At 58.2% G+C, this 24216-nt stretch carries 9 protein-coding genes and 4 rRNA genes; 1 reads left to right on the top strand and 12 read right to left on the bottom strand.

What is annotated here, in order from left to right:
• Nucleotides 1-7: 7 nt before the first annotated feature.
• From JOE65_RS04630 to JOE65_RS04600, 7 genes are all read right to left on the bottom strand, one after another.
• Nucleotides 8-1530: ribosomal RNA gene (locus JOE65_RS04630) — 16S ribosomal RNA — on the bottom strand.
• 1113 nt (nt 1531-2643) lie between these two features.
• Nucleotides 2644-2760: ribosomal RNA gene (gene rrf, locus JOE65_RS04625) — 5S ribosomal RNA — on the bottom strand.
• Nucleotides 2761-2940: 180 nt separating this feature from the next.
• A 23S ribosomal RNA gene (locus tag JOE65_RS04620) occupies nt 2941-6077 on the bottom strand.
• A 501-nt stretch (nt 6078-6578) separates the two neighbouring features.
• Nucleotides 6579-8101, bottom strand: a 16S ribosomal RNA gene (locus JOE65_RS04615).
• Together the 16S, 23S and 5S rRNA genes form the textbook arrangement of a ribosomal RNA operon.
• A 473-nt stretch (nt 8102-8574) precedes the next feature.
• Nucleotides 8575-12216 (bottom strand): 1,4-alpha-glucan branching protein GlgB, encoded by a 3642-nt coding sequence (gene glgB / locus JOE65_RS04610; protein ID WP_205162129.1) that lies wholly within the window; start codon nt 12214-12216, stop codon nt 8575-8577.
• Nucleotides 12216-13982, bottom strand: coding sequence for a maltose alpha-D-glucosyltransferase (treS, locus tag JOE65_RS04605; RefSeq protein ID WP_205162128.1), 1767 nt, complete (start codon nt 13980-13982; stop codon nt 12216-12218). Before treS ends, glgB begins: the two co-directional genes overlap by 1 nt.
• Nucleotides 13982-16027 carry an alpha-1,4-glucan--maltose-1-phosphate maltosyltransferase gene (locus tag JOE65_RS04600; protein ID WP_338021545.1) on the bottom strand — a complete coding sequence of 682 codons (2046 nt, stop codon included), beginning with the start codon at nt 16025-16027 and terminating at the stop codon, nt 13982-13984. The genes treS and JOE65_RS04600 overlap by 1 nt, the downstream gene beginning before the upstream one ends.
• Before the next feature lie 112 nt (nt 16028-16139).
• Here JOE65_RS04600 and glgP point away from each other — a divergent pair, with 112 nt between their 5' ends.
• Nucleotides 16140-18743: an alpha-glucan family phosphorylase gene (gene glgP / locus JOE65_RS04595; protein ID WP_205162127.1), complete on the top strand. Its 2604-nt coding sequence runs from the start codon at nt 16140-16142 to the stop codon at nt 18741-18743.
• Between the two features lie 7 nt (nt 18744-18750).
• Here glgP and JOE65_RS04590 read toward each other — a convergent pair whose 3' ends face one another.
• The 5 genes from JOE65_RS04590 to cysS all read right to left on the bottom strand — a co-directional run bounded on the left by JOE65_RS04590 (nt 18751) and on the right by cysS (nt 24211).
• On the bottom strand, nt 18751-19092 hold the full coding sequence (locus JOE65_RS04590) for a barstar family protein (protein ID WP_205162126.1): 342 nt from the start codon (nt 19090-19092) through the stop codon (nt 18751-18753).
• On the bottom strand, nt 19089-19580 hold the full coding sequence (locus JOE65_RS04585; protein ID WP_205162125.1) for a guanyl-specific ribonuclease: 492 nt from the start codon (nt 19578-19580) through the stop codon (nt 19089-19091). The genes JOE65_RS04590 and JOE65_RS04585 overlap by 4 nt, the downstream gene beginning before the upstream one ends.
• Nucleotides 19580-21691, bottom strand: a complete 2112-nt coding sequence (gene glgX, locus JOE65_RS04580) for a glycogen debranching protein GlgX (protein WP_205162124.1) — start codon at nt 21689-21691, stop codon at nt 19580-19582. Before glgX ends, JOE65_RS04585 begins: the two co-directional genes overlap by 1 nt.
• A gap of 16 nt (nt 21692-21707) precedes the next feature.
• The gene (gene rlmB, locus JOE65_RS04575) at nt 21708-22706 is read right to left on the bottom strand and encodes a 23S rRNA (guanosine(2251)-2'-O)-methyltransferase RlmB (RefSeq protein ID WP_205162123.1); all 999 of its coding nucleotides are present in this window, start codon (nt 22704-22706) and stop codon (nt 21708-21710) included.
• A 74-nt stretch (nt 22707-22780) separates the two neighbouring features.
• Nucleotides 22781-24211, bottom strand: a complete 1431-nt coding sequence (cysS, locus tag JOE65_RS04570) for a cysteine--tRNA ligase (protein WP_205162122.1) — start codon at nt 24209-24211, stop codon at nt 22781-22783.
• Nucleotides 24212-24216 lie beyond the last annotated feature (5 nt).

Genomic DNA, 24216 nt, shown 5'->3' with positions numbered 1-24216 from the left:
TCCTTAGAAAGGAGGTGATCCAGCCGCACCTTCCGGTACGGCTACCTTGTTACGACTTAGTCCCAATCGCCAGTCCCACCTTCGACGGCTCCCTCCCACAAGGGGTTAGGCCACCGGCTTCGGGTGTTACCAACTTTCGTGACTTGACGGGCGGTGTGTACAAGGCCCGGGAACGTATTCACCGCAGCGTTGCTGATCTGCGATTACTAGCGACTCCGACTTCATGGGGTCGAGTTGCAGACCCCAATCCGAACTGAGACCGGCTTTTTGGGATTAGCTCCACCTCACAGTATCGCAACCCTTTGTACCGGCCATTGTAGCATGCGTGAAGCCCAAGACATAAGGGGCATGATGATTTGACGTCGTCCCCACCTTCCTCCGAGTTGACCCCGGCAGTCTCCTATGAGTCCCCACCATCACGTGCTGGCAACATAGAACGAGGGTTGCGCTCGTTGCGGGACTTAACCCAACATCTCACGACACGAGCTGACGACAACCATGCACCACCTGTGAACCGGCCGCAAGCGGGGCACCTGTCTCCAGGTGTTTCCAGTCCATGTCAAGCCTTGGTAAGGTTCTTCGCGTTGCATCGAATTAATCCGCATGCTCCGCCGCTTGTGCGGGCCCCCGTCAATTCCTTTGAGTTTTAGCCTTGCGGCCGTACTCCCCAGGCGGGGCACTTAATGCGTTAGCTACGGCGCGGAAAACGTGGAATGTCCCCCACACCTAGTGCCCAACGTTTACGGCATGGACTACCAGGGTATCTAATCCTGTTCGCTCCCCATGCTTTCGCTCCTCAGCGTCAGTTAATGCCCAGAGACCTGCCTTCGCCATCGGTGTTCCTCCTGATATCTGCGCATTTCACCGCTACACCAGGAATTCCAGTCTCCCCTACATCACTCTAGTCTGCCCGTACCCACTGCAGACCCGGGGTTGAGCCCCGGGCTTTCACAGCAGACGCGACAAACCGCCTACGAGCTCTTTACGCCCAATAATTCCGGACAACGCTTGCGCCCTACGTATTACCGCGGCTGCTGGCACGTAGTTAGCCGGCGCTTCTTCTGCAGGTACCGTCACTTTCGCTTCTTCCCTGCTGAAAGAGGTTTACAACCCGAAGGCATTCATCCCTCACGCGGCGTCGCTGCATCAGGCTTTCGCCCATTGTGCAATATTCCCCACTGCTGCCTCCCGTAGGAGTCTGGGCCGTGTCTCAGTCCCAGTGTGGCCGGTCACCCTCTCAGGCCGGCTACCCGTCGTCGCCTTGGTGAGCTATTACCTCACCAACAAGCTGATAGGCCGCGAGTCCATCCAAAACCAAAATTCTTTCCACAATCCACCATGCGGTGAAAAGTCATATCCAGTATTAGACCCAGTTTCCCAGGCTTATCCCAGAGTTAAGGGCAGGTTACTCACGTGTTACTCACCCGTTCGCCACTAATCCACCCAGCAAGCTAGGCATCATCGTTCGACTTGCATGTGTTAAGCACGCCGCCAGCGTTCGTCCTGAGCCAGGATCAAACTCTCCGTAAATGATTACTACAGACACAACACCACCACCCGGGAAAACGGGTAACAGCATTGCACTAAATTCAACCTCAGCTAAAAAAGTCATAGCCACCACACGGGGTGTGGCACCACAACCAAATCAACCAATAAATAATTGGTATCAACAAACTTGGCACACTATTGAGTTCTCAAACAACAGGCACTACCGGCACCAACAACACCCAAACAACAGGCCCTGCATCGCTCCGGAGCAACTTCTCAAACTTACCCGCTCCGACTCAGTTTGGCAAATCCGCTCTGCGGCCTTCCAATCTTCATCCGAACTCACCCCGCGTTAGAAAATCACGGCGAATCAACCGAAATTTCGGCTGCTTCTTGGGGGTCGGCCTCCGTCAATCCTTCGCGGTTTTCACTGCGTGGCTGCGGCGACTTAGAAGACATTACACGGCATATCCGGCACGTGCAAATCGATCTTTACACGGGCCAAAAGCGCATCCATTTCACCGCGGACCAGGTAACTATGACGACAGCTGTCCCTTACTCAGAAAGTCCGAAACAACGGAAGAGCCCGCTCTATCGGGCCGAAAACTCAGCTCTTGTGATTGGGTCGTCCGCAAACGGGACAGGACAGCCTGAGTTTTGTGTACGGGGGTGGACACAAAAGCAGATTCACGCACATCGACCTACATGCCGGCACAGCGTGCGCTAGGCGCAGGCGACGTTCGGCACGTCAAATGGGTTCGTCTGGAAGTACTCGCGTAAGAACCTACCCGCGCTGCGCGAAGCTGCCCGGCTGTCACCTTGAGGAAGCCCAGCAAGTAGCAAGTAGGCTGGGCTGCGGACTGTTGCGGTGAGCCATGCGGTTAGGGGACCGAGGAAGGCCCGCTGGCATCCGCCCACCCAGGAAAAACGCGCTGGGATGGCGCGGAGCGTGAACTCGGGGGTCTCCCTCGGGCGGGGAAGTACTCACCTGTAAATCCCAGTCGATAACTACACGTGCAACGTCCTGGTCCTCACAGCGCGCCGGTTATGTGAGTCCCCAGATGCGTATGGTGCGTACCAAATGTTGTGGCGCGTTGGGGTGTTAAGTGGGTCAGGCCCCGCACCGTGTGGTGTGGGGCCTGAGCCTTAGTATGTGTCCGGCGGTGACCTACTCTCCCACACCCTCCCGGGTGCAGTACCATCGGCGCTGCGGGTCTTAGCTTCCGGGTTCGGAATGGGACCGGGCGTTTCCCCCGCGCTATGACCGCCGTAACTCTTTTTCCTAACCCTCAAACCATACCGTCCCGATCGTCTCAGGAGGTGTGGTGGGTGGAAGTATATGGTTACAACTTCGTTTTATGTTGTTGTAAGTGTTCCCTGGTTTGTTGGTTGGGAACCACATGGTGGACGCGTAGCACTTTGATCTAGCCATCACCTGTTAAAGGTGATGGTGTGGTGTAAGTTATCGGCTTATTAGTACCGGTCAGCTTCACAGGTCTTTAGTCCCTGCTTCCACATCCGGCCTATCAACCCAGTGGTCTAGCTGGGAGCCTCTCACACACAAGGTGTATGGAAATCTCATCTCGAAGCAGGCTTCCCGCTTAGATGCTTTCAGCGGTTATCCTTCCCGAACGTAGCTAATCAGCGGTGCACTTGGCAGTACAACTGACACACCAGAGGTTCGTCCGTCCCGGTCCTCTCGTACTAAGGACAGCCCTTCTCAAATTTCCTACGCGCGCAGCGGATAGGGACCGAACTGTCTCACGACGTTCTAAACCCAGCTCGCGTGCCGCTTTAATGGGCGAACAGCCCAACCCTTGGGACCTACTCCAGCCCCAGGATGCGACGAGCCGACATCGAGGTGCCAAACCATGCCGTCGATATGAACTCTTGGGCAAGATCAGCCTGTTATCCCCGAGGTACCTTTTATCCGTTGAGCGACGGCCATTCCACAATGTGCCGCCGGATCACTAGTCCCGACTTTCGTCCCTGCTCGAGCTGTCGCTCTCACAGTCAAGCTCCCTTGTGCACTTACACTCGATACCTGATTGCCAACCAGGCTGAGGGAACCTTTGGGCGCCTCCGTTACTCTTTAGGAGGCAACCGCCCCAGTTAAACTACCCATCAGGCACTGTCCCTGACCCGGATTACGGGCCGAAGTTAGATGTCCAGAGTGACCAGAGTGGTATTTCAACGATGACTCCACCCGAACTAGCGTCCGGGTTTCAACGTCTCCCACCTATCCTACACAAGCCACACCGAACACCAATACCAAACTATAGTAAAGGTCTCGGGGTCTTTCCGTCCTGCTGCGCGTAACGAGCATCTTTACTCGTACTGCAATTTCGCCGAGCTTATGGTTGAGACAGCGGGGAAGTCGTTACTCCATTCGTGCAGGTCGGAACTTACCCGACAAGGAATTTCGCTACCTTAGGATGGTTATAGTTACCACCGCCGTTTACTGGGGCTTGAATTCCCAGCTTCGCTCACAAGTGAGCTAACCGGTCCTCTTAACCTTCCAGCACCGGGCAGGAGTCAGTCCGTATACATCGTCTTGCGACTTCGCACGGACCTGTGTTTTTAGTAAACAGTCGCTTCCCCCTGGTCTCTGCGGCCCCGATCCGCTCCGGTAAGCAAGTTACCTTCACAGTTGGGGCCCCCCTTCTCCCGAAGTTACGGGGGCATTTTGCCGAGTTCCTTAACCATAATTCTCTCGATCGCCTTAGTATTCTCTACCTGATCACCTGTGTCGGTTTGGGGTACGGGCGGCTAAAACCTCACGTCGATGCTTTTCTTGGCAGCATAGGATCACCAGATTCCCCCCTACGGGGGTCCCGTCAGATCTCAGGAGCGTGATTGAACACACGCGGACGGATTTACCTATCCGCGACCCTACATCCTTAGACCGGGACTACCATCGCCCGGCCTGGCTACCTTCCTGCGTCACACCTGTTAATACGCTTACCTCCCCGGATCAGGTCCCACGCTCCCTACATACACGGGCCCCGAAGGGCACTGGCACATAGATTGGATGGTTAGTATCACCAGTTTAGTATGGACGGTTTTTCGCCGGTACGGGAATATCAACCCGTTGTCCATCGACTACGCCTGTCGGCCTCGCCTTAGGTCCCGACTTACCCAGGGCAGATTAGCTTGACCCTGGAACCCTTGATCATTCGGCGGACGGGTTTCTCACCCGTCTTTCGCTACTCATGCCTGCATTCTCACTCGTGTAGGCTCCACCACTGGTTTCCACCGCAGCTTCACCGCCCACACGACGCTCCCCTACCCATCCAAACGCCTGAACCACGAAGGCTTGGCTAATATTTGAATGCCACAACTTCGGCGGTGTACTTGAGCCCCGCTACATTGTCGGCGCGGAATCACTTGACCAGTGAGCTATTACGCACTCTTTCAAGGATGGCTGCTTCTAAGCCAACCTCCTGGTTGTCTTCGCAACTCCACATCCTTTCCCACTTAGCACACGCTTAGGGGCCTTAGTTGGTGGTCTGGGCTGTTTCCCTCTCGACTATGAAGCTTATCCCCCACAGTCTCACTGCTGCGCTCTCACTTACCGGCATTCGGAGTTTGGCTGACGTCAGTAACCTTGTAGGGCCCATCAGTCATCCAGTAGCTCTACCTCCGGTAAGAAACACGCAACGCTGCACCTAAATGCATTTCGGGGAGAACCAGCTATCACGAAGTTTGATTGGCCTTTCACCCCTACCCACAGCTCATCCCCTCCATTTTCAACTGAAGTGGGTTCGGTCCTCCACGCGCTCTTACACGCGCTTCAACCTGGCCATGGGTAGATCACTTCGCTTCGGGTCTAGATCACGCCACTAAACTCGCCCTATTCAGACTCGCTTTCGCTACGGCTTCCCCACACGGGTTAACCTCGCGACGTAACACTAACTCGCAGGCTCATTCTTCAAAAGGCACGCCATCACAGGAACTAGCCCGCTCTGACGGTTTGTAGGCACACGGTTTCAGGTACTATTTCACTCCCCTCCCGGGGTACTTTTCACCTTTCCCTCACGGTACTGGTCCGCTATCGGTCATCAGGTAGTATTTAGGCTTACCAGGTGGTCCTGGCAGATTCGCACGGGATTTCTCGGGCCCCGTGCTACTTGGGATACTCTCCAAGCGGCAGCACGCATTACGATTACCGGACTCTCACCGTCTATGGTCGGGCATTCCAACCCATTCACCTCTACGCCTGCACTCACTTCACCAATCCGGCAGAACTGGTATGGAAAGTCCCACAACCCCAGTGATGCAACGCCCGCCGGCTATCACACACCACTGGTTTAGCCTGTTCCGCGTTCGCTCGCCACTACTAACGGAATCACTATTGTTTTCTCTTCCTGCGGGTACTGAGATGTTTCACTTCCCCGCGTTCCCTCCACGCACCCTATGTGTTCAGATGCGGGTCACCCGGTCCATCGCTGGCCGGGCGGGGTTTCCCCATTCGGACATCCTGGGATCAAAGTCCGGTTATCGACTCCCCCAGGCTTATCGCAGATTCCTACGTCCTTCTTCGGCTCCTGATGCCAAGGCATCCACCGTGTGCCCTTATAAACTTGACCACTAAGATCAAAACAGCTACTCGAGAGAACCAAATCAACCATGCCCCAAAGGACATGACAAAACCAGGTTCTTCTTAGAAATTGCTTCTTTTACAAGATGCTCGCGTCCACTATGTAGTTCTCAAACAACAACCCCAAACCCCACCAACAAACACATCACACAGACATGCCTACCAGTCAAGGACAGGAACAAACAGAAACAACACCCACCAACCAATGAACCCCACACCCAAAAGATGCGAAACCACCAACCAATGAACCTGTTGCCTCAAAACCCAATAGCGTGCCAAACGCATACGCCCCACCGAACGAATCCACAGCTTTCCACAACTCCCTCAAAGGAAGCCCGTACTCACCACAACCCGAACACTACGACGCGACTATCTGTTGATATTCCACCCTTGAGCACCCACCAGGAAACAAACGTCCCTGCAATGAGTAACCTCACAACCACCTGACCACCACCAGTTGGCGATGCGATGTATTGCAAATGCTCCTTAGAAAGGAGGTGATCCAGCCGCACCTTCCGGTACGGCTACCTTGTTACGACTTAGTCCCAATCGCCAGTCCCACCTTCGACGGCTCCCTCCCACAAGGGGTTAGGCCACCGGCTTCGGGTGTTACCAACTTTCGTGACTTGACGGGCGGTGTGTACAAGGCCCGGGAACGTATTCACCGCAGCGTTGCTGATCTGCGATTACTAGCGACTCCGACTTCATGGGGTCGAGTTGCAGACCCCAATCCGAACTGAGACCGGCTTTTTGGGATTAGCTCCACCTCACAGTATCGCAACCCTTTGTACCGGCCATTGTAGCATGCGTGAAGCCCAAGACATAAGGGGCATGATGATTTGACGTCGTCCCCACCTTCCTCCGAGTTGACCCCGGCAGTCTCCTATGAGTCCCCACCATCACGTGCTGGCAACATAGAACGAGGGTTGCGCTCGTTGCGGGACTTAACCCAACATCTCACGACACGAGCTGACGACAACCATGCACCACCTGTGAACCGGCCGCAAGCGGGGCACCTGTCTCCAGGTGTTTCCAGTCCATGTCAAGCCTTGGTAAGGTTCTTCGCGTTGCATCGAATTAATCCGCATGCTCCGCCGCTTGTGCGGGCCCCCGTCAATTCCTTTGAGTTTTAGCCTTGCGGCCGTACTCCCCAGGCGGGGCACTTAATGCGTTAGCTACGGCGCGGAAAACGTGGAATGTCCCCCACACCTAGTGCCCAACGTTTACGGCATGGACTACCAGGGTATCTAATCCTGTTCGCTCCCCATGCTTTCGCTCCTCAGCGTCAGTTAATGCCCAGAGACCTGCCTTCGCCATCGGTGTTCCTCCTGATATCTGCGCATTTCACCGCTACACCAGGAATTCCAGTCTCCCCTACATCACTCTAGTCTGCCCGTACCCACTGCAGACCCGGGGTTGAGCCCCGGGCTTTCACAGCAGACGCGACAAACCGCCTACGAGCTCTTTACGCCCAATAATTCCGGACAACGCTTGCGCCCTACGTATTACCGCGGCTGCTGGCACGTAGTTAGCCGGCGCTTCTTCTGCAGGTACCGTCACTTTCGCTTCTTCCCTGCTGAAAGAGGTTTACAACCCGAAGGCATTCATCCCTCACGCGGCGTCGCTGCATCAGGCTTTCGCCCATTGTGCAATATTCCCCACTGCTGCCTCCCGTAGGAGTCTGGGCCGTGTCTCAGTCCCAGTGTGGCCGGTCACCCTCTCAGGCCGGCTACCCGTCGTCGCCTTGGTGAGCTATTACCTCACCAACAAGCTGATAGGCCGCGAGTCCATCCAAAACCAAAATTCTTTCCACAATCCACCATGCGGTGAAAAGTCATATCCAGTATTAGACCCAGTTTCCCAGGCTTATCCCAGAGTTAAGGGCAGGTTACTCACGTGTTACTCACCCGTTCGCCACTAATCCACCCAGCAAGCTAGGCATCATCGTTCGACTTGCATGTGTTAAGCACGCCGCCAGCGTTCGTCCTGAGCCAGGATCAAACTCTCCGTAAATGATTACTACAGACACAACACCACCACCCGGGAAAACGGGTAACAGCATTGCACTAAATTCAACCTCAGCTAAAAAAGTCATAGCCACCACACGGGGTGTGGCACCACAACCAAATCAACCAATAAATAATTGGTATCAACAAACTTGGCACACTATTGAGTTCTCAAACAACAGGCACTACCGGCACCAACAACACCCAAACAACAGGCCCTGCATCGCTCCGGAGCAACTTCTCAAACTTACCCGCTCACCCTGTAAGAGTCAAACCGGCCTGATCTTCCACGACCCGAAATACGAGCCGGAACCTGAGTTCTAGAGGAAGATCATCTGCTAGCTCCTGGGTTTCCCCTTGAGCAGCGGATATAAACTCTAACACCGTTTCCCGGGGAATGTAAATCATCCAGATGACGAGTTTCCGAAGTGCTGTCACCGGGATCGACGGGCCCTCGCCAGTAACATAGCGACTTCGAACCTACGCTGGAATCAGGTACAGAACCGAGAGCGCCGGCAACGTCAATGAGACACCGGCCGGTTGCCCGCTGACCCCGCCGTCCGATGCCTGAACGACGCCCATGTTTCCACCACCGGCTCCGCCGAATTCACTGGCATCTGTATTGAGAGTTTCCCGCCACTGTCCTGCATTCGGCAGGCCCAATCGGTATCCCTCATGCGTGCTCCCGGAGAAGTTCGCCACGCAGACCAGTGGCTTACCATCCAGATCCCATCGGATGAACGACAAGACATTGTGCGCGCGGTCGTTCTCGTCGATCCACTGAAACCCCGACGGTTCGTTGTCCTGCGCATAGAGTGCCGGCGTCTGGCGGTAAACGGCATTCAACGACCGGACCAGCTCCTGCACCCCCTTGTGCGGAGGGTTCTCTGACAGCCACCAGTCCAAGCCATATGCCTCCGACCACTCTGATTCCTGGCCGAATTCCGTTCCCATGAATATCAGCTGCTTACCCGGATGCGCCCACTGGAAGGCAAAGTACGCGCGAAGGTTCGCTAGCTGCTGCCACCGATCCCCCGGCATCTTGCGCAACAGCGAGCCCTTGCCGTGCACAACCTCATCGTGGCTGATAGGCAACAGGAAGTTCTCCGTATACGCATAGGCCAAAGAGAACGTCGCCTTGTTGTGATGGAATCCACGATTGATCGGATCTTCCGCCACATACTGCAACGAATCGTGCATCCACCCCATGTTCCACTTGATGCCAAAGCCAAGCCCGCCAGCCGACGTCGGGCGCGTAACGCCGTCGAACGCTGTGGACTCCTCCGCAATCATGACAACTCCCGGCGCCCGCCGATACGCTGTCGCATTGACCTCCTGGAGGAAGGCGATCGCCTCAAGATTTTCGCGACCACCACGAACGTTCGGACGCCACTGCCCGGCCTCACGCGAATAATCCAGGTACAGCATGGACGCCACGGCATCCACGCGGAGACCATCTATATGGAACTCCTCCAACCAGTACAACGCATTGGCAACAAGGAAGTTGCGCACCTGGTTGCGGCCAAAATCAAAGATCAGGGTTCCCCAGTCCTGGTGTTCGCCCAGGAATGGGTCGGGGTGTTCGTACAGCGGTTGGCCATCGAATTTTGCCAGCGCCCAAGAGTCCTTCGGAAAGTGCGCCGGCACCCAGTCAAGAAGGACGCCGATACCCGCCTGATGCAACCGATCCACCAAGAACTTGAAATCATCAGGATCCCCGAAACGCGACGTCGGTGCATAGTAAGACGTGACTTGGTAGCCCCACGAACCGCCGAAAGGATGCTCTGCCACCGGCATCAATTCCACGTGGGTGAATCCTTGCCACTGCACATACTCAACCAGCTGATCCGCAAGTTCCCGGTAGCTCAGGCCCACCCGCCAGGAACCCAGGTGAACTTCGTAGACACTCATGGGCCCGTTATGCGGATTACGCTCAGCCCGCTCAGCCATCCACTGATCGTCTTCAAAGGAATACGTGGATTCGACAACGCGCGAGGCCGTCAACGGCGGAACCTCAGTGAACCGCGCCATGGGGTCCGCCTTATCCCGCCACTGACCGTCGCTGCCGAGAATCTCATATTTATAGCGGGCTCCCGTCTCAACGTCCGGGATGAAAAGCTCCCACACACCTGAACCACCCAGGCTGCGCATGGCATGGACGGAGCCATCCCAACCGTTGAAATCTGCTTTTACGCGGATAGCACGTGCGTTCGGTGCCCACACAGCGAAACTGACACCGTTTACATCACCAAGGACCGACGAATAATGTCGCACATGGGAACCAAGAACCGTCCACAACGACTCGTGCCGTCCCTCGCCGATCAGGTGCAGATCCATCTCACCCAGAGTGGGAAGGAAACGATACGGGTCATCCACCGTTTCAGCAGTGCCGCCGTCGTACATCACGCTCAGCCGGTAGTCCGGCACGTGCCCCGCCCGCTCAACCGGCACCGTCCCGGCCCAGATCCCGTTGTGCTCATGGGTAAGAGCAAAAGTACCGCTGGAGCTAACGACCTCGACGCTCTGGGCGAGCCTGCGAAGCGTGCGGACGGTGACCAATTCCTGTGCGGAACGGTCTTCCTCGGGGGCTAGATGTGCACCAAGCACCTGATGAGGCTGATGATACCGGCCCTCAGACACCGCCTGCAGAATCTCGGCAGGCACGAACTGCGGCACGCTGCTTCGTTCGGGAGCCTCCACTCTCAACACCTCACCCGGGATCGAATCGAGCGCGCGACGTACCGCCGTAGCAGGAACCTCCACCCAGTCCGGGCGGCTTCGTAGTTCGTAGACGACCTCGTACAGCGCCTTATCCACCCAGAGCCCCGTGAAAAGAACTTCTGTGGGGTCGATTCTGTTGCCCGACTCCTCCTCGTAGCCCCGCAGGAAGGCGTGGCTGGTTGCTTTGGCCCACCGGCGCGCTTCCTCGGTGCGTCCGATTCGATTGGCCGGGGGCGCAGCGTTGATGACAACCCCGGCCGCATAGTCAAAAGAACGCAGCATGCCCACAACGTCCCGCAACGGAACATCCGGGACGCTTCGCTCAGCCGCCGAGCGCAGCGGCTCCCCCTCAAAATCAAGAACGATCCAGCCCCGGGTAGGCGAATAAAGGACCTGACCGAGGTGATAATCGGCATGGATCCGCTGCAGCTCCGGAAGCTCTTCCAAGGCACGAAGCTGCGACAGTAACCGGTCCACCTCTGCGTCCAGTGGACCGACGACGTCGTGCCCTTCCCGCCACGCCCACTGGATGCGATGCACCACCGTTTCCAAGAATTCCTGCGTCTCATCCGCTGTAGCCGCACGCGAGCCCAGTTCCCGACGCAACTGGGCATGGATACGCCCAGTGACACGGCCCAATTCTTCCGCCTCCGCCGTGAAGTCGACACCATCAAGAGCCGCGGCTGAGGCACTGCGCCACGCGTCAGTACCGTCCTGAACAAATTCGCGCACAACACTCAAGTGACCGCCGGTCCACTCCTCCGACTCACCGCTTCCCGTGCGCCAGCTGCCTCGAACCGCACCGTAAGTTACTGGAACATCGGTGGAACCAGCACTCGTGAGGGCTGCACTGACCTCAACATCAGGGCTGTTTCCCTCCGCCAGAATGCGGTAGAACTTCACAATCAGCGGGACCCTGTCGGTCTCGACAACCACTGACGTGTTGGACTGTTCCCCGGCGAGGGCACGGCAAGAGACCGCGAGCGGAAACCCGTTCCACGACTCAAACCCACCATGGGCCTGGCCCTCAGTGCGATCATCTGCCGTGGTACCCGAAGTACGCATCAACTCCAGCCATGCTGCAACGAACACGGGATCCGACGTGCCGTCATAAACCCAGCGTCTGCCGCGCTCCGAATGCTCCGATTCACCGATGAACACCATGCCGGATTCCGTCGCGGGTTTGGACCGGATACTCAATGGCACACTAATGACGTCTGTACGCCGACCAGAGACAACGGCGATAATGTGCACCTCAAGTCCCACCTCGCCAGCAGGGTCCTGCAATTTAATGCCGCCCACTCTGCGCAGCTTCACCTCCCGGCCTCGGGACGGGAACCAGCGCTGGCCGGGCAGCCAGGATTCGAGTAGATCAGGGAGCGCGGGGGTCATAATCGACATCAGTCAACCACCTTCGTAGCCGTTACCACAGGAAGCACCCCTGTTTGGGGTGACGCCGTATTAGAAGCCGCGGAGCGCATCCGTAGCCAGTAAAAGTCATGGCTGCCCATGGTCAACGTAATGCTGCCGTCGGCGCCGAACTCGGGAAAAGGCGTACCTCCGAACAAATCACGCAGACCACGGCCCGCATACTCTGGCAACTGCATGCGTGCAGCGACTGGATGCTGGGAGAGATTGAAAATGCAGAAAATGGTCTCCGCACGCTCGCCCTCGATATTCCCCTCCGGTAAGTCCCGAAGAAAAGCGAGTACATGTTCGGAATCCGTGGGGACGCTGCGGTAAGACCCCAACCCGAACGCAGGATGGGCGCGACGAACTGCCAGCATCTGCCGTACCCAGTGCAACAGCGACCCGGACGTGGCCAGATGCGCCTCAACGTTGACGTGATTGTAGTGATAAACGAGGGATTGAACGACGGGAAGATACAGCTTTCCTGGATCGGCTGTGGAGAATCCAGCGTTACGGTCTGGATTCCACTGCATGGGTGTTCGAGACGCGTCACGGTCATCGAGCCAGATGTTGTCACCCATGCCGATCTCGTCCCCGTAGTACAAGAACGGACTGCCCGGAAGAGAGAGCAGCATGGCATGAATGAGCTCTGTTTCCGCGCGAGAATTATCGAGCAGAGGCGCCAGCCTGCGCCGGATACCCACGTTCGCGCGCATGCGTGAATCGGGGGCGTACCAGCCGAGCATGGCCTCGCGTTCCTCGGTAGTGACCATCTCGAGGGTCAACTCATCATGGTTTCGTAGGAACGTGCCCCACTGGGCTCCGGCCGGGATTTCTGGGGTCTCGGCCATCGTCTGAATGATTGGTGCGGCTTTCTGGTCCCGCAGGGCATAAAAGAGCTTCGGCATGATCGGAAAGTGGAAGCACATGTGGCATTCCGCCCCGTTCTCATCACCGAAATACTCAACCACTTCTTCCGGCATCTGATTGGCTTCAGCGATGATGACGCGGCCTGGGTACTCGTGGTCCACCATTGCGCGTAGGTCCTTGAGGAACGCGTGCGTTTTCGGCAGGTTTTCGCAGTTTGTTCCATCCTCCTCGAAGAGGTAGGGAATAGCGTCCGCACGGAAACCGTCGATGCCCTGATCCAGCCAGAACCTGACGACGTCGTACAGGGCCTCGATCACCTTGGGGTTCTCGAAGTTCAAGTCCGGCTGATGACTGAAGAATCGGTGCCAGAAGAACTGACGGCGAATGGGATCGAAGGTCCAGTTGGACTCCTCCGTATCCACGAAAATGATCCGCGCATCCTCATACTTCTCATCCGTGTCGCTCCAGACGTAGAAGTCCCCATAGGGGCCGTCAGGATTGGTGCGGGATTCCTCGAACCAGTTGTGTTTGTCAGAGGTGTGATTCAGCGGGAGGTCGATGACCACGCGCACACCGCGGGCGTGTGCTTCCGTGACGAGCCGCTTGAAATCGTTGATGGTGCCGAACTCGTCCAGCACGTCGTAATAGTCTTCGATGTCGTAGCCGCCATCGCGCAAAGGTGACTTGAAGAACGGCGGAATCCACAGGCAGTCGATTCCCAGCCACTGCAGATAGTCAAGACGCTCGATCAGGCCGGAGAAATCGCCTGATCCATCCCCGTTGGCATCCGCGAAACCGCGGACCAGAACTTCATAGAAGACAGCCTTCCGATACCAGTGCGGGTCGTGGGTAAGTCCTGGCGCATGCAGCGAGTACGGGTAGGGCACTAGTGGCTCCTTCTAATCGACAGGATGTGAGCGGGTTCCACGTGCGCATCCAGCCTCACGTAATTATTCATATTCCACTGCCAGCTGTTTCCGCTGAGCAGATCATCCACCCAGAAAGATCCGTCTGGGAATTGGTCTCCTGCCTCAAGCCGCAGCGCTTCCAGATCTAGGGTAACGGTACTTTCCCTAGCACTGTGCGGGTCTATATTGATGACCACAATGATGGTGTCCATGCCGTTATCTGTCTCTTTATGCTTCGAAAAGACCAGCGTTGCCTCGTCAGTACTCGAGTGCAACGTGAGGTTCTGCAAATCTCCGAGTGCCGGATGGGCCCTGCGGATCTCATTCAATCTCGTCAGATATGGAGCCAGACTTCGGCCCTCCGCCTCAGCTGCCTCGTAATCGCGCGGTCGATACTGGAATTTTTCGTTGTCAATGTTCTCCTCTGCTCCAGGACGCGCTACGTGCTCAAAGAGCTCGTAGCCCGAATACACTCCCCAGAGCGGGCTGGCCATGGATGCCAGAACAGCCCGGATCTTGAACCCGGCAGGCCCACCATACTGTAGGAACTCACTGAGAATATCCGGAGTGTTGACGAAAAAGTTAGGCCTGAAGAAAGCAGGACTTTCATGACTGACTTCCGTGAAGTACTCCTCAAGCTCTTCCTTGGTGTTCCGCCACGTGAAATAGGAATACGACTGTTGGAATCCGGCTCTGCCCAAGGCATGCATCATGGCCGGACGGGTAAATGCCTCCGCCAGGAAAACGACGCCGGGGTCCTCTTCGTTGACCTGACCGATAAGCCACTCCCAGAACATGACGGGTTTGGTGTGGGGATTGTCCACCCTGAATATCCGCACACCATGGCTGATCCACAAACGAACGATCCGTAGGACTTCTCGCGAAAGACCGTCCGGGTCATTATCGAAATTCAGTGGGTAGATGTCCTGGTACTTCTTGGGCGGATTCTCTGCGTAGGCGATGGACCCGTCAACCCGCGTAGTGAACCACTCCGGATGCTCATCCACCCACGGATGGTCCGGTGAGGCTTGCAACGCCAAATCGAGTGCAACTTCCATACCGAGTGCCTCCGCCCTAGCGACGAAAGCGTCAAAGTCCGCGAAGGTACCCAGGTCCGGATGGATGGCGTCATGGCCACCCTCGGCCGCCCCGATGGCCCACGGGGAGCCGGGGTCCGTCGGGCCGGCCGTCAACGTATTGTTGGGGCCTTTCCGATGGGTTACACCAATGGGGTGGATCGGCGGCAGGTAGACGACGTCGAACGCCATCTTTGCCACCGCTGGTAGCCGCTCGGCTGCCGTCCGGAAGTTCCCCGACGTCCAGGACTTCGATACCCAGTCATAGACCGCCCCCTCGGACCGCGGGAAGAACTCATACCAAGAACCGCGCCCTGCCCGTTCTCTCTCTACCTGAAGGGGGAACTCCGACGATCCACTGACGTGGCTCCGCAGCGGATGAGCCGCAATGGCCGCCCGAACTGCGTCGTCGTGTCCGGCGTGCAGACGCTCTTCGGTGGAGAGCGACAAATTGGCAAGAGTTGCACCTGCACTCCTGAAAACGCTACGGCACGACGACGGAACATCCGATTCCGCGGCTGCATCTGTGAACAGTGCCGCACCCTCCTGCAACATGAGGTCGACATCGACTCCGGCAGCGATCTTGATGCTGGCGTTGTGGCTCCACGTAGCGTAGCGATCCGTCCATCCCTCCACCCGGAACGTCCACCTACCGGTGTGTGTTGGCCGGATCACACCTTCCCAGCGGTCGGTGCCAGGCGCGGCAATCTGCAGGGCCACCCGTTGGACCTCTGCGCCGGCGGGATCGGACAGCACCGCCGTCACTCCCAGCTGATCGTGCCCCTCACGGAATACAGTTGCACCCACGCCGATGTCCTCCCCTGGCATGGCCTTGGCAGGAAAAAGCCCACTTTCGACAACCGGAGAGACTGCGGTGATGGGGATCCGGCCGAACCGGATTCCAGGCGCTGATAGGACATCGTGTGGCGTCTCGCTTGGTTTACTCACAAGTTAGACGTTATCGACAATCAGGACCGATTGCTAAGAAATCAGCAGAAGTATTCAAAGTTCGCTTAGCACCGCTCCCGATCAACGACTGAAGTGCGCTAACGTTGCGCTCGTGAAGGCTATCCGCAGATTTACTGTCCGAACCGTGCTTCCGGAAAACATCGCGACGCTGGGCCAACTGGCCCGCAACCTCCGATGGTCGTGGCATCTGCCTACTCGGCGCTTGTTCCACGACATCGATCCGGCGGCCTGGGAAGCGAGTAACGAAGATCCCCTGGTGTTCCTCGGATCGCTGGGCAGAGACCAGCTGCAGAAACTCGCCGACTCACCCCAACTGGTGGATCGCATCACCCATCTTGGCAGTGAGCTCAACGAGTACCTTTTCGAACCGCGCTGGTACCAGTCGCTGGGGCCGGACGCCCCCGAAAGCATCGCCTATTTCTCCCCGGAATATGGCATCAGCGCCGTACTGCCCCAGTACTCCGGCGGACTCGGCATCCTTGCCGGTGACCATCTGAAGGCCGCATCAGATCTCGGCGTGCCCATAATTGGCGTAGGCCTGCTCTACCAGTCCGGATATTTCAAGCAATCTCTCAGCCGTGACGCCTGGCAGCAAGAAACCTACCCAGTACTGGACCCGGATGAACTACCCCTGACGCTGCTTGGCGAATCCGACGGCACCCCCACGGAGATTTCCCTGCCCTTGCCCAATGGGCGGGCGCTCCACGCCAGGATCTGGCGCGCCGACGTCGGACGTGTTCCGTTACTCCTGCTCGACTCGAACGTTCCCTCGAACGACGACGCTGCCCGGTCCATTACAGACAGGCTCTACGGCGGCGGTGGCGACCACCGGCTGCAGCAGGAACTCCTGCTGGGAATGGGCGGAGTCAAGGCCCTGCGCGCTTTTGAAAAGCTCACTGGCGCTCCGGCACCAGAGGTATTTCACACCAATGAAGGCCACGCCGGCTTCCTTGGCATCGAGAGAATTCGCGAACTCATGGACGGCGGGCTCAGCTGGGATGAAGCGCTCGCGGCAGGGCGGGCGTCTACCGTATTCACCACGCATACTCCGGTTCCCGCCGGGATCGACAGATTTGAGCGGGACCAGGTCTCACATTTCTTCGCCGCTGGGCTGGCACCTTCAGTCCCCATCGACCAGGTTCTTGCCCTGGGCCACGAAGATTATGACGACGGCGACCCGACAAAGTTCAACATGGCCGTCATGGGTTTGCGACTTGCACAACGCGCCAACGGCGTAGCGAAACTTCACGGTCAGGTCTCTCGCGGGATGTTCTCCGGTTTGTGGCCTGGGTTCGACACCGCGGAAGTACCCATCGGTTCCGTCACCAACGGAGTGCACGAACCCTCGTGGGTAGACCCCCTCATTGCGGACTTCGCGCGGGAAAAATTTGGTAGGGAGTCCATTCTGGATCCGGCCTGGGGCAAGGCACTCGACGTCGATGACGCCGACATCTGGACACTTCGAGGTCAGATGCGCGAGCAGCTCATTAAGGACGTGCGACTACGGCTGAAGGCATCATGGCGTAAGCGCGGCGCGTCGCCGTCGGAGCTGGAGTGGACCGAGTCCGTTCTCGACCCGCGCGTGCTCACGATCGGGTTCGCGCGTCGTGTGCCCACCTACAAACGGCTCACTCTCATGCTCCGGGACCCGGCGAGGCTGAAGGCGCTACTGCTGGACGACGAGCGTCCGATTCAACTCGTGATTGCCGGCAAGTCTCACCCTGCGGATGAGCAGGGCAAGCTCATGATTCAGGACCTGGTTCGCTTCACGGACGATCCTGAGGTGCGCCACCGGATCGTATTCCTCCCCAACTACGACATTGCCATGGCCAGGACGCTGTTTCCCGGCTGCGATGTCTGGCTCAACAACCCTCTTCGTCCCCTAGAAGCCTGCGGAACCTCGGGTATGAAGTCCGCCATCAATGGCGGCCTCAATCTGTCTGTTCTCGACGGTTGGTGGGATGAAATGTACGACGGCCACAACGGCTGGGCCATTCCCACGGCAGAACCAGGAACGCCGGGAGAGCAACGAGATGACATCGAATCGGCGGCGCTCTACCACCTGCTCGAAACGCAGGTCACTCCACTGTTCTACGAGGGACAGCGCGAGGAAGCCTATGGTGCCCATGCGGCGCCCGCCACGGCCGTGTCCGACGGCGTTCCACACGGCTGGGTGGCAATGGTCAAGCATACGCTCGCCGAGCTTGGTCCTGCCGTCTCCGCCGAACGGATGCTGCAGGATTACGTTCAGGGGTTGTACGTTCCCGCGGCGCAGTCCGGGCGCACCGCACGAGACAATGATTACGCCGCCGCCCGCCAGTTGGCGACATACGTCAGACAGCTGCGGGACACCTGGGATGCTGTCGCCGTGGAACACGTCGATTCCACTGGCGTGACAGAGGACCCTCACATCGGGGACCGGCTAGACGTGAGTGCCTACATTTCCCTGGGAGCACTCTCACCCGAGGATGTGCTGGTGGAAACGGTGTATGGCCGAGTCAGCGATTCTGATGAGCTAACAGATGTTGCGCTTCAAGCGCTGTCCGCTGTGGAAGGACTTGGGCAAGGACGGTACGTGTTTGCCGGCCAGATCGATGTGAACCATCCGGGGCCATTTGGCTACACAGTGCGCGTACTTCCAGCTCACCAGCACCTGACCTCGCGGTCCGAACTGGGCCTGGTCGCGAACGCCTGAACTGCGCTCAGTCCAGAACGCGAGCCGTGAACGGTGCGGTTTTACCTTTGCCTGAGGAGGCGTAGTTTTCGACGTCCTCAAGGATGCCGCAAACCTCGTCGACGTCGATGCCTTTAGCCTGCGGATCGAGCACCCATACGAGGGTGACTGGATCATTCAAAGCCAAAGCATAATCCAACAGGCAGTCATAGAGCGCATCCAGGTTGTGGCCAAAATGCCCAGGGAAATGGAGCTTCGCCGCGAACTCGTCATAGAGTTTCGCCAACGATGGTACAGGGCCGATGACGATAGTGCGCCGGCCCTCCGCGGCCGCTGCCCGGATTGCCTCATCCACTGTGGTCCCGGTCATTGTCCCTCTTCAATGAACGCGAAAGTGCTGTAGTGATCCGAGGTGTAGTACTTTTCCAGACCGTCACTCACAACGATGCGCCGGGCGCCACGATCGCTCTCACCAGGGGTGATCACCGTGTACTCGCGGTAGTAACCGCGCGGTTCAGCTGGGAGGAGACGCTCGGAATTACGGAAGGTGAGGCCATCTCGGTCGAACGGGAAAGGCCCACCGTGCCCGATGAGATCCAGCGTGTCCCATGCTTCCGGCGGAAGCTCACTCTCGGCGATGCCCTGCAACCCGGAGTGATTCTCCGGTACCAGCGCAGTGGAAGCGGGGGCTGACGGTGACGTATTTGTCAGCGCGGGGTTTGTGGGTGCGGATACCGTGCCTCCGGGCGCCATCAGAGCACACCCACCCAGAACAACGCCCAGAAGGCACACCAGGATCAACGCCCATGCCGCGCGCGCAGCCGGCTTCACCCGGCTCGCTGTTGTGATAAACGCCATCAGCCGCGGCCTCTATAAACCGTCACAGTGTTTGCCTCCACATGATCTTGCTGTCCACCCTCTGTGACGCGACCGCGCCGCGAATCGGTTACCGCTGTGGAGAATCTGCGATCGAATAACAGGACATCATCCTCCGATAATCCAAACTCACGTAGCGCGGCAGGATGAGGCAAGACAACGTCCACGTTCTTTAGCCCTCCGTTAACAACAATAAGACCGTCGAGAATACCGTTCGGTGACCCCAGCAGCAGCTGCACGACCCTATCTGATCCCCACTGCTCCTGAGTCATAGGTTGTCCCTCCGCGTTGAACCACAGCAGGTATGAGCTGTCACCCCGCGTCGGGTAGCTGTACGGCTGATGCGCCAGGAACTCACGGCGAATCTTCAGCAGCGATCGAGTGGTGTGGAACATCTTCCGCTGGCGGCCACTACGCGTCCAATCAAGCCAAGCAATCTCGTTGTCCTGGCAATATGCATTGTTGTTTCCTTGCTGCGAACGACCCAGATCGTCTCCGGCCGTGATCATGGGAATGCCGAGGGAAAGCAACAGTGTGGCCATCAGGTTGCGAGCAGTCTGATCCCTGGATCGAAGGATCGCGGCGTCCTGCGTAGCCCCTTCCGCACCATGATTCCAGCTCCGATTATCGCTATGGCCGTCACGGTTGTGCTCTCCGTTGGCCTCATTGTGCTTGCTGTTGTAGGCGGTCAGATCAGTCAGGGTAAAACCATCGTGCGAGGTGATGAAGTTCAACGAGGCCAAGGGAGAACGGCCCGACGGAGCAAAAACATCCGCGGAACCAGCCAGACAACCGGCGATATGCGCCACCGAACCTGCTCCGCCGCCGTCGTGCATTGATGCAGCATCCGCCAACCAGAAGTCCTTGACCGTATCCCTGAACCTGTCATTCCAGTCCGCCCATCCCACGGGGAAACGACCCGTCTGCCAACCGTCCTGCCCCACGTCCCACGGCTCGGCGAAGAGCTTGACGCCGGACAGAGAGGGGTCTGCGCGAGCCGCAACCAGGAAGGCGTGCCAGGGGTCGAAACGGTTGCTTGCATCCCTGGCCAGTGACACCGCAAGATCAAAACGGAATCCGTCGATGCGGAACTCCTCTACCCAGTACCGCAGCGAGTCCAGAGCAAACTGCACGACCCACGGCTGCGAGAAATCCAGGGTATTTCCACACCCGGTGGTGTCCGCGTAGCTGCCATCCTGATGGTGGCGGTAATACTCTTGCTCGCCCAGCCCCCGCCAGCTCAGGGCCGGCTGATCAGCACCGCCCTCGGCAGTGTGGTTATACACAACGTCGAGGATCACTTCGAGTCCGGCCTCATGTAGGAGCCGCACCATGCCCTTGAACTCGTCCTGCACACCCTTGGGCCCGGCGCTGCGTGCGGACTCCGTGGCGTACTCAGTGTGAAGCGCAAAGTAACCGAGCGTGTTGTAGCCCCAATAATTGCTAAGGCCCAAGCTACGCAGGTGTGGCTCGTCTATGTGAAAATGCACGGGCAGCAATTCCACCGCCGTCACACCGAGGGCAGTCAGGTGCTCGATCATCACAGGGTGAGCTAATCCCGCGTAGGTCCCACGAAGCTCTTCGGGGATGTCCGGATGGGCGACTGTCAGTCCTTTGACATGCGCCTCATAGATCACCGTGTCCCGCAGCGGAATCCCGGGACGGGAAGAATTACCCCAATCGAACGCAGGATCGACGACGGCCGACCAATACTGCACCCCCGCGTCCGTAGGGATCGTTTCGACGCTACGCCCATACGGGTCCAGCAACAGCTGCGACTTTTCCGGTGCGCCATGAAGCGAGCGACCCTGGGGCCACACGCCATAAAGACACCCCGCCTCCAACCCTGGCACGATCCCATGATGGACCCCGTCGGTGAAATCTGTCAGCGGGACCGAACTCCAGCGACCGTCTGCAGAACGAAAATGCACTGTGAGGCCCGTCTGGGCAGGCGCAAATACCGCGGCATTTGCCCCGAGGCCATCCGATCCGATGGTTACTCCCAAAGGAAAAGGTCTTGACCGGCTTCCGCTACGGACAAAAGCACCCGCAGAGGACGCCACGGAGGCGCCCTCGAATTGCGGATCACTCATTGACGGAACTCAAGAATCAACGCGCGGACCGCTGCCGGGAAACCTCATACAGACTGATGCCCACAGCCATCGATGCGTTAAGAGACTCCATGGCGGAATTGATCGGAATGGAAACAATCTGATCGCAGTTCTCGCGCACCAACCGGGACAGCCCCTTGCCCTCGGAGCCGACCACCAGGCAAATAGGATCCTTCGCAAGCGCCAGATCCGGCAACGAAATATCGCCGTCGCCATCCAATCCCAAGACAAAGATGCCCATCTTCTTGAACGTCTTGAGCGTGTTGTTCAGGTTTCCAGCACGGGCCACGGGGACTCGCACGGCAGCACCGGCACTGGTCTTCCATGCGGACGCCGTGACGCCCACCGAACGACGTTCGGGCACAATCACGCCGTGCCCGCTAAACGCAGATACCGACCGGATAATGGCTCCAAGGTTCCGTGGATCCGTGATGCCGTCCAGAGCCACAAACAAGGGTGCATTGCCCACATGACCCTTGTGCCACTTCTCCAAAGTCTCCGCGGCCAGATCAACCGGCTCCGCATACTCATATGGTGGGATCTGCAGGGCCAGGCCCTGGTGGATGGCCTCGTCCGTCATCCGGTCCAGCTCGGGCCTTCCCGTTTCCATCACGGGAATGCCGCGTTCCGTCGCGGCCTTCAACGACTCGCGGACACGGTCATCCATATCGATGCGAACCGCAACATGCAGTGCTTTCGCAGGGATCCCCGCACGCAGAGCCTCGACCACCGAGTTTCTACCGGTGACCATTTCCTCTGCGTTCTTGCTGCGTCCCCCGCGTGAACCGCCGCGTGCTCCGGCCGGCCCACGACCGGAATGCTTGGTTGCAGACCGCTCCGCTAGCTCCTTGTTCTTATAAGCCTTGTGGTACGTGCGATCCTCCGCTTTGGGAGTAGGGCCCCTGCCCTCCAGCGCTTTACGGCCGAGCCCACCGGTACCAGCGGAAGGCCCCTTTTTGTTCTTGCGCCCAGCCCCGGGGCGTCCGGTATTGGCCATGGAGAATCACCTTTGGATAGAAGTCGAGAATGTGTACAGTCTACGCGGACCGAAAAAATCGGTGTTGTCCAGGGCTAACGCGGATTCAGGTTCCAGGTGGAGCCGTCAGATGAATCCTCAATAGTGATTCCGGCAACCGCCAGAGCATCCCTGATCGCGTCCGCCCGAGCCCAGTCCTTCGATGATTTCGCTTCAGCGCGAAGATCGAGTTGACCCTGCACCAGCGTTCCGAGCGCCTTCAGTTCCGGTCCGCCCGCGCCATCGGCCACGCCGGCGTCGTCCAGTCCCAGCACCTCAGTCATGGCCAGCACTTCACCAAGGGCACGGTCCACGACCGTCGTATCCCCCGAAGCGAGGGCAGTGTTGCCAGCCCGGACCGACTGATGGAGAGCGGCCAAAGCCTGCGGAATGTTTAGGTCATCGTCCATAGCGAGTGCAAACTGTTCCGGGATCCGTCCCTCCGCGCCGGTCACGCGGACGCTCGCCTTGGCGATAAACCCATCGATGCGGGCAACGGCAGCTGCGGCCTCCTCCAGCGACGAGGGGCGGTAATCGAGGACGGAACGGTAGTGGGCCTGGCCAAGGTAATACCGGACCACACGAGGGCTGGCCTTGGCAAGCAACTCGTCAGGGCCAACACCGTTACCGAGCGACTTGGACATTTTGTCTCCCTGGAACGTCACCATGCCGTTATGCATCCAGAAATTAGCGAAATCTTGACCCGCAGCCGTTGACTGGGCGAGCTCGTTCTCGTGATGCGGGAAGCGCAGGTCAAGGCCGCCACCGTGGATATCGAACCGGGAACCCAAGTACTTCGCCGCCATTGCCGAGCACTCCAGATGCCATCCCGGACGTCCCCGTCCCCAGGGACTATCCCATGCGGCACTCTCCGGCTCACCCTCCTTATGGCCCTTCCACAACGCAAAATCGCGTGGGTCGCGTTTTCCACGCGGATCCGCATCGGTGGCTGCCTGCATCTCATCGATGTCCTGATGGGTCAGGGAACCATATGCATCCCACGAGCGGACGTCGAAGTAGACGTCACCCGAGGCATCCGTGCCCGGATAGGCGTGACCCCGTTCGATCAGGGCAGAGATCAGGGCGTGCATCTCTGGTATGTGTCCTGTCGCGCGCGGCTCATACGTGGGTCGCCTGACGCCCAAAACGTCATAGGCGCTCAGAAATACCTGTTCAAAGCGGTAAGCTAGCGCCCACCATGGTTCCCTCACGACGGCGCCCGGAGGCGGGGCATCGCTGAACGACTCTGCAGACTTCAGCAGGATTTTGTCGTCGATATCGGTCACGTTCCGCACCACAGTAACCCTGTGATCCCTGGCCTCCAGCCAACGGGTGAGCTGATCGAAAGCAATAGCCGAACGAAGATGACCTACATGCGGGTCACCCTGAACCGTGGCTCCACAGTAATAGAGACTCACCTGCCCGGGGACCAAGGGAACGAAGTCCCGGACCTGCGCGGTCACGGTGTCATAAAATCTCAAGCTCACCGCTC

This window comes from Arthrobacter roseus, assembly GCF_016907875.1.
Taxonomy (GTDB): Bacteria; Actinomycetota; Actinomycetes; order Actinomycetales; family Micrococcaceae; genus Arthrobacter_J; species Arthrobacter_J roseus.
Note: the sequence above shows the minus strand (reverse complement) of the source record. Positions and strands in the feature narration are given on the sequence as shown.

Bases quoted from the DNA above. Each gene is read 5' to 3' on its own strand.
- rlmB (WP_205162123.1), bottom strand. From the start codon at position 22,706: ATGGCCAATACCGGACGCCCCGGGGCTGGGCGCAAGAACAAAAAGGGG.
- glgX (WP_205162124.1), bottom strand. From the start codon at position 21,691: ATGAGTGATCCGCAATTCGAGGGCGCCTCCGTGGCGTCCTCTGCGGGT.
- JOE65_RS04590 (WP_205162126.1), bottom strand. From the start codon at position 19,092: ATGACCGGGACCACAGTGGATGAGGCAATCCGGGCAGCGGCCGCGGAG.
- glgB (WP_205162129.1), bottom strand. From the start codon at position 12,216: ATGTCGATTATGACCCCCGCGCTCCCTGATCTACTCGAATCCTGGCTG.
- JOE65_RS04585 (WP_205162125.1), bottom strand. From the start codon at position 19,580: ATGGCGTTTATCACAACAGCGAGCCGGGTGAAGCCGGCTGCGCGCGCG.